This window comes from Pseudomonas neuropathica (assembly GCF_015461835.1).
Taxonomy (GTDB): domain Bacteria; phylum Pseudomonadota; class Gammaproteobacteria; order Pseudomonadales; family Pseudomonadaceae; genus Aquipseudomonas; species Aquipseudomonas neuropathica.
On the sequence record NZ_JACOPX010000026.1, the window covers coordinates 1 to 13,612 of the forward strand.

Here is a 13,612-nt window from a genome sequence, read left to right on the forward strand (position 1 = left end):
GTACCTTTGCAGCCACTGTTTAGGCAGGCTTGAAAGCGGCGCCAAACGCGTTTCAAGCCTGTAAAGGTGTAAACGATGTCCCCGGTCTAATTTGTAAAGGATGTACCGGTCTCTACAGTGAGGGGCTCTTGCTCTTGGCTTTAGCTGCTCACCGGCAAAATCGGGCTACCCAACCGCTCCAGCAACGTCGCCTGCGCACTCCTCGGGTTCTGGTTGCCGGTCGGTGTATTGCGGATGTAACGACCATCCGACTGCAAGCTCCAGCTATGAGTGTTGTCAGTCAAATACAACTCCAGCTCTTTCTTCACCCGGGTCAGCAGCTTCTTGCCTTCGACCGGGAAGCAAGTCTCGACGCGCTTGTCGAGGTTGCGCTCCATCCAGTCGGCACTGGAAAGGAACATCTGCTCGTCGCCGCCATTGAGGAAGTAGAACACGCGGGTGTGTTCCAGGAAGCGGCCGATGATCGAGCGCACATGAATGTTGTGCGAAACCCCGGCAATCCCCGGACGCAGGCAGCACATGCCGCGCACCACCAGATCGATGCGCACGCCGGACTGGCTGGCCTTGTACAGCGCGCGGATGATCTTCGGATCGGTCAGCGAGTTGAACTTGGCGATGATGTGCGCCGGTTTGCCGTCGAGCGCAAATTGCGTCTCGCGGGTGATCATGTCGAGCATGCCCTTCTTCAGGGTGAACGGCGCATGCAGCAGCTTCTTCATGCGCAGGGTTTTACCCATGCCGATCAACTGACTGAACAGTTTGCCGACGTCTTCGCACAAGGCGTCATCGGAGGTCAGCAGGCTGTAGTCGGTGTAAAGTTTGGCGTTGCCGGCGTGGTAGTTACCGGTGCCGAGGTGCGCGTAACGCACGATTTCGCCGGCCTCGCGACGCAGGATCAACATCATCTTGGCGTGGGTCTTGAAGCCGACCACGCCGTAGATCACCACCGCACCGGCCGCTTGCAGACGGCTGGCCAGTTGCAGGTTGGACTCTTCGTCGAACCGTGCACGCAGCTCGATGACTGCCGTCACTTCCTTGCCGTTACGCGCGGCATCCACCAGCGCATCGACGATCTCGGAGTTGGCGCCGGAGCGGTACAGCGTCTGGCGCACAGCGAGTACGTGCGGGTCTTTCGCCGCCTGACGCAGGAGGTCGACCACCGGGGTGAACGACTCGAACGGGTGCAGCAGCAGGATGTCCTGCTTGCTGACCACGCTGAAAATGTTTTCGCTGTTCTGCAGCAGTTTCGGGATCTGCGGGGTGAACGGCGTGTATTGCAGCTCCGGATGACTGTCCAGACCGGTGATGCTGAACAGCCGCGTCAGGTTGACCGGGCCGTTGACCTGATACAGCTCGCTCTCGCTCAGGTTGAACTGCTTGAGCAAATAATCCGAGAGGTGTTTCGGGCAGGTGTCAGCGACTTCCAGACGCACCGCGTCACCGTAACGACGCGAGAACAACTCGCCACGCAGGGCGCGGGCCAGGTCTTCGACGTCTTCGGAATCGAGCGCCAGGTCGGCGTTTCGGGTCAGGCGGAACTGGTAGCAGCCCTTGACCTTCATGCCCTGGAACAGGTCATCGGCGTGGGCGTGGATCATCGACGACAGGAACACGTAATTGTCGCCGGGACCGCCGACTTCTTCCGGCACCTTGATGATCCGTGGCAGCAAGCGCGGCGCCGGGATAATCGCCAGACCGGAATCGCGACCAAAGGCGTCGATACCTTCCAGTTCGACGATGAAGTTCAGGCTCTTGTTCACCAACAACGGGAACGGGTGCGTCGGATCGAGGCCGATCGGGGTGATGATCGGTGCGATCTCGTCGCGGAAATAACGGCGCACCCAGGTTTTGATCTTGACCGTCCAGTGACGGCGACGGATGAAGCGCACCTGATGCTTTTCCAGCTCCGGCAACAGAATGTCGTTGAGGATCGCGTACTGGCGGTCAACGTGACCGTGGACCAGCTCGCTGATCCTCGCCAGCGCCTGATGCGGCTGCAAGCCGTCAGCACCGGCCTGTTCACGGGCGAAGGTAATCTGCTTCTTCAGGCCGGCGACGCGAATTTCAAAGAATTCGTCAAGGTTGCTGGAGAAGATCAGCAGGAACTTCAGGCGTTCCAGCAACGGATAGGACTCGTCCAGCGCCTGTTCCAGCACGCGGATATTGAATTGCAGTTGCGAAAGCTCACGGTGGATGTACAGGCTGCTGTCATCCAGGCCTGGTATCGCAATCACTGGCGCCGCCGCGACAGGTTCGGCGACCGGCGCGGGTGGCGCAGGCTCCAGCTCAGGCGGGGTCTCGGTGATTTGCTCGACCACCGGTTGAGCTTCTTTTACTGCAACTTCCGTGAGTCCTTCGGTATTCATTGAATGTTCCTGGGAGGGCTATTTCTGCTCTCGTAACAATTGAGCGGCGCGGACAGCAAAGTAAGTCAGGATGCCATCAGCGCCGGCACGTTTAAAGGCGGTCAGTGATTCGAGAATCACCGCCTCGCTCAACCAGCCATTCTGGATCGCCGCCATGTGCATGGCGTATTCGCCGCTAACCTGATAGACGAAGGTCGGCACTTTGAAGGCATCTTTTACCCGGAAAAGAATGTCCAGATACGGCATGCCGGGTTTGACCATGACCATGTCCGCGCCTTCAGACAAGTCGGCGCCGACTTCGTGCAGCGCTTCGTCGCTGTTGGCCGGGTCCATCTGATACGAGGCCTTGTTGGCCTTGCCTAGGTTCGACGCCGAACCGACTGCATCGCGGAACGGGCCGTAATAGGCGCTGGCGTACTTGGCCGAATAAGCCATGATCCGCACGTTGACGTGGCCGGCGATTTCCAGCGCTTCGCGGATCGCCTGAATGCGACCGTCCATCATGTCCGACGGCGCGACGACCTGCGCACCGGCCTCGGCGTGGGACAGGGCTTGGCGGACCAGCGCGTCGACAGTGATGTCGTTCTGCACGTAGCCTTCTTCGTCGAGAATGCCGTCCTGGCCGTGGGTGGTGAACGGATCGAGCGCGACGTCGGTGATCACACCCAGCTCCGGGAAACGCTCACGCAGGGCGCGGGTGGCGCGCTGGGCGATGCCTTGAGGATTCCAGGCTTCGGCGGCGTCGAGGGATTTAAGCTCAGGAGGGGTGACCGGGAACAGCGCCAACGCCGGAATCCCCAGCTCGACCCACTTGGCCGCTTCTTCGAGCAGCAAATCGATAGTCAGCCGCTCTACCCCGGGCATCGAGGCCACGGCTTCGCGGCGGTTTTCACCGTCGAGCACGAACACCGGCAGGATCAGGTCATCGACCGTCAGCACATTTTCCCGCACCAGCCGACGCGAAAAGTCGTCGCGGCGATTGCGGCGCAGGCGCGTGGCTGGGAACAAACGGTTGGCGGGGGTAAAGCTCACGGCAGACTCCTGAGCCCGCGCAAACGGGCGAGCGTGACAGTTATAGACGGCCATTATGACGAACAGATGACAGTTGTGTGAGACCCGCGACATGTAGCCGCATTCCATTCTCAGTGTAGGAATTGTTCACGTCGAGACACATTTGGACACTTTCACGAATGTGTCCGAAGGGTTAGGCTGCGCGTTCATTTCGCCAGCACCCAGACAATGCTCCAACAATTTCTGCATGACTTTGGCTACTTTGCCTTGTTCCTCGGCACGTTTTTCGAAGGCGAAACCATTCTGGTGCTCGCGGGCTTCCTCGCGTTCCGTGGATACATGGACATCAATATGGTGGTGGTCGTGGCGTTCTTCGGTAGCTATGCCGGCGATCAGCTGTGGTACTTCCTCGGCCGCAAGCACGGGCGCAAATTGCTGGCGCGCAAACCGCGCTGGCAGATGATGGGTGACCGCGCGCTGGAGCACATTCGCAAGCATCCCGACATCTGGGTGCTGAGCTTCCGCTTCGTCTATGGCTTGCGCACGGTGATGCCGGTGGCGATCGGTTTGTCGGGTTATCCGCCGGGACGTTATCTGCTGCTCAACGGCATTGGCGCCGCGATCTGGGCGACGGCGCTGGCTGCGGCCGCCTACCACTTCGGCGCGGTACTGGAAGGCATGCTCGGCAGCATCAAGAAGTACGAGCTGTGGGTATTGGGCGCGTTGCTGGTGCTCGGCGTTGGCCTGTGGCTGCGCCGCCGCTTCAAGAATGCGCGGCTGGCCAAACAGGTTTACGCCGACGAGCAAGCCGCGAAAGCTGCACTGCTGAATCAAGACGAAGCGTCCAAGGCTGCCGAACCGAAGACGCCAGCCGAGTAACTCGCTGGCGACTTGCTACAGCCCGCCATCACTGAGCGGGCTGGCCGACCCTTTCTGTCAGACGGATCACTTTTATCCTCGCTACTCTGGGGCATTCAAGTTCGCCAGCGGCGTTGTCACGCCAAAAATCTCCCGCTCGTTACGGCGCAGGCAACCCCAAATAATGAACACCCCGCCGTCGTTGCGATCCATGTAGAAAGCGCTCCATGCAGGTGCAGTCGCCACTTGGGCCTATGGCAACGCGCGACAATTTAGTGGACATTTAGCGCCATGAATCTGGAGAGAAACCCATGAGCAAAAAAGTTGCAGTGATCCTGTCCGGCAGTGGCGTATACGACGGCGCCGAAATCCATGAAAGCGTCATCACCCTGCTGCGCCTCGACCAACGCGGTGCGCAGGTGCAGTGCTTCGCACCGAACATCACGCAATTGCACGTGATCAACCACCTGACCGGCGAAGAAATGCCCGAGTCGCGCAACGTTCTGGTGGAATCGGCGCGCATTGCTCGCGGCAACATCAAAGACATCCGCGAAGCCGACGTCGATGACTTCGATGCGCTGATCGTGCCGGGCGGCTTTGGGGCGGCGAAGAACCTGTCGAACTTCGCTGTTGAAGGCGCTGGCTGCAGCGTGCAGCCGGAAGTACTGGCGCTGGCCGAGGCATTTGCCGAAGCGGGCAAACCGGTGGGCCTGATGTGCATCTCGCCAGCACTGGCGGCGAAGATCTACGGCCCGGGTGTAACCTGCACCATCGGCAACGACGCCGACACTGCCACGGCGATGAACAAGATGGGCGCCACCCACGAAGACTGTGCGGTGACGGAAATCATCGAAGACAAGGCGCGCAAACTGGTGACGACCCCGGCTTACATGCTGGCGCAGAACATCAGTGAAGCAGCTTCGGGGATCAACAAACTGGTCGATCGCGTGCTCGAACTGACCCACGAAAACGACGCCTGACACGGTCTACTGTAGGAGTGAGCCTGCTCGCGATGGCGGTGTATCAGGCAAGATATCTGTTGAATGACCGACCGCTATCGCGAGCAGGCTCACTCCTACAAGGGGATTTGTGTACGGCTTAAGGCTTGCGCGACAGTCGGGTCAGGATCCGGTCCAGCGCATTGGCAAACGCCTGCTTCTCGCGATCGCCAAACGGCGCCGGTCCGCCACTCATCTGGCCTTGTTCGCGCAGATCAGTGAACAGGTTACGCACGGCCAGCCGCTCGCCCATGTTCTGCGCATCGAACTCCTTGCCGCGCGGATCCAGCGCTGCCACACCTTTCTTCACCAAGCGATCGGCCAGTGGAATATCGCTGCAAATCACCAGCTCACCCGGGACCGCGTGCTCGACCAGATAATCGTCTGCCGCATCCGGCCCGCTCGGCACCACAATCAGTTTGACGATGGCCAGCCCCGGCTTGATCTGCGGCTGCCCGGCCACCAGCACCACTTCGAACTGGCGCTTGAGGGCGAACTTCACCACCAGATCCTTCGCCGCCCGTGGGCAGGCGTCGGCATCGATCCAGACACGCATGTTCTTTACCTCTAAAAGCAAAAGATCGCAGCCTGCGGCAACTCCTACAGAGTGCGCGTCGCGGCGTAACATTGCGACATGCCTTGTCCCTGTGGGAGCTGCCGAAGGCTGCGATCTTTTAGGAGTTACTCAATCAAGCAGCTGAAACCCGCCGCTTCTCCGCCACCCAACTACGCCCATACAACAGCACAATCGCCAGAATCGCCACCGCCTGCGCCGTCAGCGAATAGGCATCGGCATGAATCCCCAGCCAATCAAACTCGAAGAACGCCACCGGCCGCGTGCCGAAGATCCCGGCTTCCTGCAACGCCTTCACGCCATGCCCGGCAAACACCACCGACAATGCGCACAGCAGCGCCGCGTTGATGCTGAAGAACAACGTCAACGGCAGTTTCGCCGAACCGCGCAGAATCACCCACGCCAGCCCCACCAGCAGCACCAGTGCCGTCGCGCCACCGGCGAGTACCGCGTCATGCCCGGCCGGGCCGGCCTGCAACCACAGGGTTTCGTAGAACAGGATCACTTCGAACAGCTCGCGGTACACCGAGAAGAACGCGAGGATCGCGAAGCCGAAACGCCCGCCGCCGCCAACCAGGCTGCTCTTGATGTAATCCTGCCAAGCTGCGGCATGGCGACGGTCGTGCATCCACACGCCCAGCCACAAGACCATGACACTGGCGAACAGCGCCGTCGCACCTTCGAGCAGTTCACGCTGCGAACCGCTGACGTCGATCACATACGCCGCCAGCGCCCAGGTGCCGAGGCCGGCCAGCAACGCCAGGCCCCAACCGACGTTGACGCTGCGCACCGCCGATTGCTGGCCGGTGTTGCGCAGGAACGCAAGAATCGCTGCCAGCACCAGAATCGCTTCCAGACCTTCACGCAGCAGAATCAGCAAACCGGAGATGTAGCTCAGCGACCAGCTCAAGCCGTCACTGCCGAGCAACCCGGCGGACTCTTTAAGCTTGGCTTTGGCGGCGTCCAGGCGCTGCTCGGCCTGCTCGACCGACAAACCGTCCTGCAACGATTGCCGATACGCCATCAGGGATTTTTCGGTGTCCTTGCGCACATTGGCGTCGACGTTATCCAGCGAGCTTTCGACCAGCTCGAAGCCTTCCAGATAGGCCGCGACCGACAGGTCGTAAGCCTGATCGTGTTCACCGGCGCGGTACGCCGCCAAGCTCTTGTCCAGCGTTGCGGCGGTGTAGTCGAGCAACTGCGCCGGGCCACGCTTGACCTGCGGCGGCTGCGCACGTTGCGCACGGAACGTCGCTGCAGCTTGCGGACCATCGGCGGCCTGCACTTCGGCCGGTGTCTGGCGCGCCAGATCGGCGATGTTATAGGTCTTCTCGGCTTTGCCCGCCGCCGGATCGGCGCTGAAGCCGGCGATGTAAGTCGCCAGATCCCAACGCTGACGATCATCGAGCTGATCGGCAAACGCAGGCATGTCGGTGCCTTCGACGCCTTGGCCGAGGGTGTTGTAGATCGCGTACAGACTCAGGTGATCCAGCCGCGCCGCATCACGCAGATTGGCCGGTGCCGGGGTCATGCCGAGGCCCGCCGGACCGTCACCGGCGCCACTGTCGCCGTGGCACACCGAGCAATTCTGCGCATAGAGCGGCGCACCCCGGGAGGGGTCAGGAGTGATGATCGGCGCTTGGCTGACCTCATATGCCACCGCCAGTTGCGCGCCCAGTTGCCGTGCCTGTCGGGCCACTTCGGCGCCATCCTGCCTGGCAGTGATTGCCGCGTGCAAAGCGCTGACACCCTGCTCCAGCGCAGTCTTTTCAGGCTTGGCCGGCATGCCGGCGATCAAGCCTTGCAGCGCCCGCGTGAACTCCAGTTGCTCGCGGTATTCGGCGTCATCGACAACCTTGCCCGCCGCTACCGTCGGCGGGTAGTCGGCGCTGATGTAATCGAGCAGGTGCAGCGCTTGTGGCGCGCCTTCCACGGTATCGGCCAGCAGATTAAAGCTGCTCAGGGCAAACAACGGGAACACCAGCCAGGCCAGAAAGCGGGACGAGGCAGTCATGAATGAGTCTCAAATGGAAATGCGAAGTTACATATTGTTCACTTCGCGGACTTTTCTCTCAAGCTTTGTCGGTTTTTCGCTTTTATTGGGCGGATATACCCGGCAGACGAACACCGCAATATCGCCGAGGATTGCCGCAGTGACAGGGTCCTTGATCGGCGCACATCGGCCCCCCACCTGAATCGCAGCCATTGGCCAGCATCCGCCACTATACTGCGCGCGCCCTCAACATTTCGGCTCAAGGAGACACACTCGTTTATGCGGATCATCCCGTTGCTCGTCCTGCTCGCCACTGCTCCTTTATTGAACGGTTGCGCGGCTTACCGCGATTACGATCAGGAAATGCAGCAAACCACCGACGAGATGACCAAGGGCAACCTCACCGGCGCACTGGCACTGGTCGAGATGCACAACCCGTGGGAAGACAAGGATCTGCTGTATTACCTGGAAACAGGCGCCATCCTCAGCGCTGGCAGCGCCCTGCCCGAAAGTCAGCAAGCCTGGCGCAGTGCTGACCGGATGATCTTCCAGCGTGAAGAAGTCAACCCGTCAGGCGCCATGAAGTTGCTGGCGCGGTTCGGCGATGAAATGGGCACCATGCTGGTCAACGACAAGTTGCGGCGCTACGAAGGCTACGATTACGAAAAGGTCATGCTGACCACACAAATGGCCCTCAATCAGTTGTCCGTCAACGATTTCGCTGGGGCACGCGCCGACATCAAGAAAACCCACGAACGCGAAGCACTGATCGCCCGGCAGCGGGAAAAACAATACGAAGAAGCCGAAGAACAAGCCAAGACCCAAGGCATCGCCTTGCGTTACAAGGACCTGCAAGGCTACCCCGTGGCCATTCTTGACGCGCCGAATGTGGTAGAGCTGAAGAACGGCTATCAGAGTGCTTTCAGCCATTATCTGGCTGGCTTCACTTACGAGGCCTTGGGCGAGCGAGACCTCGCGGCGCCTGGCTATCGCCAAGCGATCGAATTGCGCCCGGACCTGCCCTTTCTGCAAAAAGCCCTGCGCAATCTCGACAAGCCCATCGCGAAAACCGATGAAAGCGATGTGTTGATCATTATCCAGAGTGGCCTGGCGCCTGCCCGCAGTTCGGTGCAAGTGCCTATTCCTGTGCGCCTGAACGAAAATCTGGTCATCGTCGCGCCGATTTCTTTTCCGGTCATGGTGCCGGACACCGTGACCCCCGTCTTCAGTCATGTCACGGTGGATGGTCGAAAACAGCCGCTGACCGTGATCAACAGCGTCACCGACATGTCCATCCGCACATTACGCGATGACATGCCGGCAATCATCTCGCGGGCGCTGTTCCGCGCCAACATGGCCGCCATCAGTCAGGCTCAGGAGAACGAGCGCAATCCGGCCAAGGCTTCGCTGACAGTCACCCAGCATGACCCGTTTGAAGAAGCTGACACGCGAACCTGGCGGGCGCTGCCGGACAAAACACTGATCGCCCGCCTGCGCCTGAAAAAAGGTTTGCATACGTTTCGATTGCCAATCCCACCGACTGACTACCCGTTTCAATTACGCGTCGACCAGGACCACCAGATTCTGCACCTGCGAGTGTTCCGGGATCAGACGTATACGGTGGGCTCGGCTTTCGTCCCGCGGGACACTCCGTTGCCGGAAAAAACGCCGACGCCTGCCAGGTAATGGCACACCACCAAGCCAGTGCAATCAAAAAGCAATTACATAGCCACTACGTCACGCCTATAATGCCGCGCCCTCGCCATGCGAGCCGGCACAAAAGCTCCTCCGGTAACGAGGAATTGGCAGGAGGCCAACGCCCTGTCGATGGGTCACATCAGCCCGACCAGCACACGCGGCTGCAGTTAAATCAGCTACTCAGGGAAGAAGTACCCCATGGTTTTCCGCGCTCCCACCTTGATCGCGCTCAGCGCCGTCACTCTACTCTCCGGCTGTTCGGCGTTTCGCAATTACGACTCCGAACTGGCCCAGACCAATCAGCAACTGGCCACCGGCAATGTTGACGCCGCGCTGACCCTGCTGGAAAAGAACAACACCGGGCCGGACAAAGACCTGCTCTATTACTTCGAGAAAGGTGAATTGCTGCGCGCCAAGGGCGACCTGTCCGGTAGCCAGAACGCCTGGACCAGCGCTGATCAGGTGGTGGGCAAGTGGGAAGACTCGGTCAAGCTCGACACCGACAAGTACCTGGCCCAGTTCGGCAGCTTCCTGGTCAACGACAAAGTGCGTCGCTACGAAGGCTACGACTACGAAAAAGTCATGCTGACCACGCAGATGGCCCTGAACCTGCTGGCGGTCAACGACTTCGACGGCGCGCGCACCGCGATCAAAAAGACTCACGAACGTGAAGCGGTGATCGCCGAGCTGCGCGACAAGGAATACCTCAAGAGCGAAGAAGAGGCCGAGAAAGAAGGCATCAAGACCCAGTACAAAGACCTGCAGGGTTATCCGGTCGCCAGCCTCGACGCACCGGAAGTGGTCGGTCTGAAGAACAGCTACCAGAGTGCTTTCAGCCATTACCTGTCCGGTTTCGTCTACGAAGCCCTGGGCGAAAAAGGCCTCGCGGCGCCGGGTTACCGCAAGGCTGCCGAACTGCGTCCGAACACGCCGTTGCTGGAGCAGGCACTGGTCAACCTCGACAAGCCGAGCAAGTCTGACGACAGCGATATTCTGATCGTCGTGCAAAGCGGTCTGGCGCCAGCTCGCGACTCGATCCGCGTGCCGCTGCCATTGCCGATCTCCAACAACGTGGTGATCACACCGCTGTCGTTCCCGATCATCAAGCCAGACACCTCCACCGCGCCGTTCGCGCAAATCGGTGTCGATGGCCAGCAGGTCGATCTGACCGCTCTCAACAGCACCACCGCCATGTCCCGCCGCGCTCTGCGTGACGATATGCCGGGGATCATCCTGCGCACCACCGTGCGGGCGATCACCAAAGGCGTGGCGCAGAAGAAGATCAACGAAACCAATCCACTGGCCGGTCTGGCCGTCGGCATCTCTTCAGCTGTGCTTGAAGGTGCCGATACCCGTACGTGGCGCACCCTGCCGGACAACACTCAAGTGGTGCGTCTGCGCTTGAAGAAAGGCGAGCATCAGGTCAGTCTGCCGAGCGCCGTCGGCGGTTCGGTGGTCAAGGTCACTGTCGATCAGCGTTATCAAGTGATCACTCTGCGCGCCGTGGGCAACCAGGTGTTCGCCGGTGGCCTCGCCGCCCACGTCATCCCGAGCGCGAGCGCGACCAACGTCGCCAGCCTCAAACAACCTTAAGAACGGAGTCTTTGCATGCGCTTCAAACTCATCGCCGTCGCCGCCCTCGCCTTGCTGGCGAGCGGCTGCGCTACCCCGCCACCGCCAGAGCCGGGCAGCGCCGCGAGCAAAGTCGTGGCCATGGGCCCGCAGAAACACATCGTCGTCGGCGCCATGCGCGTCGCTCGTGAAAACGGCTTCATGACGGTCAACGTGCAGTTGAGCAACACCCTCAACAGCAACAAGATTTTCTACTACCGCTTCGCCTGGCTCGGCGCGGAAGGTTTCCCGATTGCCGAAGAAGAAGTGTGGAAAAGCCAAATGATGTACGGCGCCCAGACCAGCTTCATTCAAGGCATCGCCCCGACCCCGAAAGCCGTGGACTTCCGTCTGGAAATCAAGACGCCGTAAGCCTGTCACCCTATTTCTGTTTTAGAGAGCATTCCCATGTTTGCACGCTTTTCCTGCATCGCTGTTATCGCCCTGCTGGCCTCCGGTTGCGCCAACACTTCGCCGACCCTGGGCAGCAAGAACATCAGCTACGGCGACACCAAAGCGGTTGAAACCGTGACCAACGAATTCGGTTCGACCGACCTGCAAATGATCGCCGAGTCGATGACCCGCTCGCTGGCCCAGTCCGGCATTCTGCAGGGCCGCCCGGTGGTTCAGGTCTACGACGTGAAGAACAAGACCAGCGAATACATCGACACCCGCGAAATCACCACAAGCATCAAGACTCAGCTGATGAAAACCGGCGTGGCCCGCTTCGCCAGCGACAACAACGCCATGCAGAGCCAGGTTGACCAGCTCAAACTGCAAAACCAGAGCGGCCTGTACAAGAAGAGCACCGTCGCCAAGACTGGCAACATGGTTGCCGCCAAGTACCGCATCGAAGGCTCGATCAGCTCGATCGTCAAGCGCAGCAGCGACTACAAGGACGTCTTCTACAAATTCAGCCTGCAACTGATCGACGTTGAAAGCGGTCTGGCCGAGTGGATGGACGAAAAAGAGATCCGCAAAACCACGGAGCGTTAATTGATGCGCGCATGGATTGGCATGATGGCCCTGGCTTGCGCGTTCAGCGCGCAGGCGGCCCCGAAAGTCGCGGTGACGGATCTGGCCTATCAGGAGCGTGTGGAGCAATACATCCACATCGTTTCCGCCCAGAGCAATCATCGCGACGGTTACTACAGCTCCAGCGGCTCTTCGAGCTACAACGAGATCGAAGCGAGCACCAGCTACATCGAGCAAGGCGAGTTGCGCAAATTCACCGGCGACATCAAGGGTGAAATTTTGCGCACCGGCATGTTCCAGTTGGTGCAAGGCACGCCGTACACCGCGTCGTCCAAAGGTGACGTCTACGACGTGATCAAGCGCATCAAGGCCGGCAACTTCAAGGGCGCCGACTATGTGCTGTTCGGTACCGTGTCCGATATCGACTTCACTCAGGACATCAACGAGCTGGCGCACACCGACAGCTATTCGGCGGTACTGGGCCTGACGCTGGTGGCGGATTTCAGCCTGATCAACACCAAGACCTTCGAGATCACATCGGCCTTCACGGCGATGGGCGAAGCGCAGGACACCAAACTGGTGAACCACCGCGACATCAAGATCTCGCTGAACCGCCCACGGGTGGTGCGCGACGTGTCGAAGGCGCTGGGTGAAGACGTGGCCGGGCAACTGAGCATGCAGCTTGGTGGCGGTGGTTACGAGCAGCCGCGCGAGGCGCCACAGCGCAACAATCTGCCGCGTGATACTGCGCCGGTGATCTTGCGCTGATGACTGGCGCCTGATCGTCCCCATGCTCGACGTGGGAATGCATCCCGGGACGCTCTGCGTCCCAGCCACAAAAAAGGCGACCCGCAAAGGTCGCCTTTTTTTGTGCTGGTGAGGTTTACACCGCCGCTTTACGCAACGTCGCCATAAACGCCGCCGCGCCAATGAACAGCCCGGCAAACGTGCGGTTCATGCGCTTCTGCTGCTGCGGGGTGCGTAGCAAACGGAGCACCTTCGACGCCAGACCGGTGTAGCCCGCCATGACAATCAGGTCGACGCAGATCATGGTCACGCCAATCACCACATACTGAATCAGCAACGGCGCATGCGGGTTGATGAACTGCGGCAGCACCGCGAGCATGAACACCAAAGCCTTGGGGTTGCTGATGTTCACCAGAAAGCCGCGGAACACCAGCGCCAGCGGCTTGCCGATCGGTCGTACCGCCGCGTCGTCGCTCATGTCCATGGGCAGCGCACGCCATTGCTTGATGGCCAGGTACACGAGATAAGCCACACCAAACCATTTGATCGCGTGGAAAGCCGTGGCCGAAGCGGTCAGGATCGCGCCAACACCGGCGCCGACAATCGCGATCTGCACGGCCAGGCCGATTTGCAGGCCAAGGGCATTCCAGTAACCGCGCCAGAAACCGTATTGCAGACCGCTGGACATCGACGCAATGGCGCCAGCGCCCGGGGACAGACTGATCACCCAGCAGGCGGCAAAAAATGCCAGCCATGTTTGAAGCTCCATCGCACACCTCGA

The 13,612-nt window shown here is 60.2% G+C and carries 13 protein-coding genes; 7 read left to right on the top strand and 6 right to left on the bottom strand.

Features of this window, described 5'->3' with window-relative positions; genetic code table 11:
• Positions 1 to 140: 140 nt before the first annotated feature.
• Together ppk1 and hemB are read right to left on the bottom strand one after the other, a co-directional pair.
• Positions 141 to 2,366, bottom strand: coding sequence for a polyphosphate kinase 1 (gene ppk1, locus H8F23_RS27380; protein WP_007911143.1), 2,226 nt, complete (start codon positions 2,364 to 2,366; stop codon positions 141 to 143).
• An 18-nt stretch (positions 2,367 to 2,384) separates the two neighbouring features.
• The gene (hemB, locus tag H8F23_RS27385) at positions 2,385 to 3,398 is read right to left on the bottom strand and encodes a porphobilinogen synthase (protein WP_186620114.1); all 1,014 of its coding nucleotides are present in this window, start codon (positions 3,396 to 3,398) and stop codon (positions 2,385 to 2,387) included.
• Between the two features lie 207 nt (positions 3,399 to 3,605).
• Here hemB and H8F23_RS27390 point away from each other — a divergent pair, with 207 nt between their 5' ends.
• Positions 3,606 to 4,256, top strand: a complete 651-nt coding sequence (locus tag H8F23_RS27390; RefSeq protein WP_194936436.1) for a DedA family protein — start codon at positions 3,606 to 3,608, stop codon at positions 4,254 to 4,256.
• Positions 4,257 to 4,546: 290 nt separating this feature from the next.
• Entirely contained in the window at positions 4,547 to 5,215 is a 669-nt protein-coding gene (gene elbB, locus H8F23_RS27395) for an isoprenoid biosynthesis glyoxalase ElbB (RefSeq protein ID WP_194936437.1), read from the top strand.
• Positions 5,216 to 5,333: 118 nt separating this feature from the next.
• On the opposite strand, the gene H8F23_RS27400 is transcribed toward elbB, so the two are convergent.
• The 3 genes from H8F23_RS27400 to H8F23_RS27410 form a co-directional block, all read right to left on the bottom strand.
• Entirely contained in the window at positions 5,334 to 5,789 is a 456-nt protein-coding gene (locus H8F23_RS27400) for a YaiI/YqxD family protein (protein WP_194936438.1), read from the bottom strand.
• A 133-nt stretch (positions 5,790 to 5,922) separates the two neighbouring features.
• Positions 5,923 to 7,821 (bottom strand): FTR1 family protein, encoded by a 1,899-nt coding sequence (locus H8F23_RS27405; RefSeq protein ID WP_194936439.1) that lies wholly within the window; start codon positions 7,819 to 7,821, stop codon positions 5,923 to 5,925.
• A gap of 27 nt (positions 7,822 to 7,848) precedes the next feature.
• Complete coding sequence (locus H8F23_RS27410) at positions 7,849 to 8,013, bottom strand: hypothetical protein (RefSeq protein ID WP_016985898.1); 165 nt, start codon at positions 8,011 to 8,013, stop codon at positions 7,849 to 7,851.
• A 66-nt stretch (positions 8,014 to 8,079) separates the two neighbouring features.
• On the opposite strand from H8F23_RS27410, the gene H8F23_RS27415 reads away from it, so the two are divergent.
• The 5 genes from H8F23_RS27415 (at position 8,080) to H8F23_RS27435 (ending at position 12,852) form a co-directional block, all read left to right on the top strand.
• Positions 8,080 to 9,486, top strand: coding sequence for a COG3014 family protein (locus tag H8F23_RS27415; protein ID WP_194936440.1), 1,407 nt, complete (start codon positions 8,080 to 8,082; stop codon positions 9,484 to 9,486).
• 210 nt (positions 9,487 to 9,696) lie between these two features.
• The gene (locus H8F23_RS27420) at positions 9,697 to 11,091 is read left to right on the top strand and encodes a COG3014 family protein (RefSeq protein ID WP_194936441.1); all 1,395 of its coding nucleotides are present in this window, start codon (positions 9,697 to 9,699) and stop codon (positions 11,089 to 11,091) included.
• Positions 11,092 to 11,106: 15 nt separating this feature from the next.
• On the top strand, positions 11,107 to 11,481 hold the full coding sequence (locus tag H8F23_RS27425) for a YcfL family protein (protein WP_007911131.1): 375 nt from the start codon (positions 11,107 to 11,109) through the stop codon (positions 11,479 to 11,481).
• 36 nt (positions 11,482 to 11,517) lie between these two features.
• Positions 11,518 to 12,105: a penicillin-binding protein activator LpoB gene (lpoB, locus tag H8F23_RS27430; RefSeq protein ID WP_016772610.1), complete on the top strand. Its 588-nt coding sequence runs from the start codon at positions 11,518 to 11,520 to the stop codon at positions 12,103 to 12,105.
• Positions 12,106 to 12,108: 3 nt separating this feature from the next.
• On the top strand, positions 12,109 to 12,852 hold the full coding sequence (locus tag H8F23_RS27435) for a penicillin-binding protein activator LpoB (protein WP_194936442.1): 744 nt from the start codon (positions 12,109 to 12,111) through the stop codon (positions 12,850 to 12,852).
• Positions 12,853 to 12,967: 115 nt separating this feature from the next.
• On the opposite strand, the gene rhtB is transcribed toward H8F23_RS27435, so the two are convergent.
• On the bottom strand, positions 12,968 to 13,600 hold the full coding sequence (gene rhtB, locus H8F23_RS27440) for a homoserine/homoserine lactone efflux protein (RefSeq protein ID WP_194936443.1): 633 nt from the start codon (positions 13,598 to 13,600) through the stop codon (positions 12,968 to 12,970).
• Positions 13,601 to 13,612 lie beyond the last annotated feature (12 nt).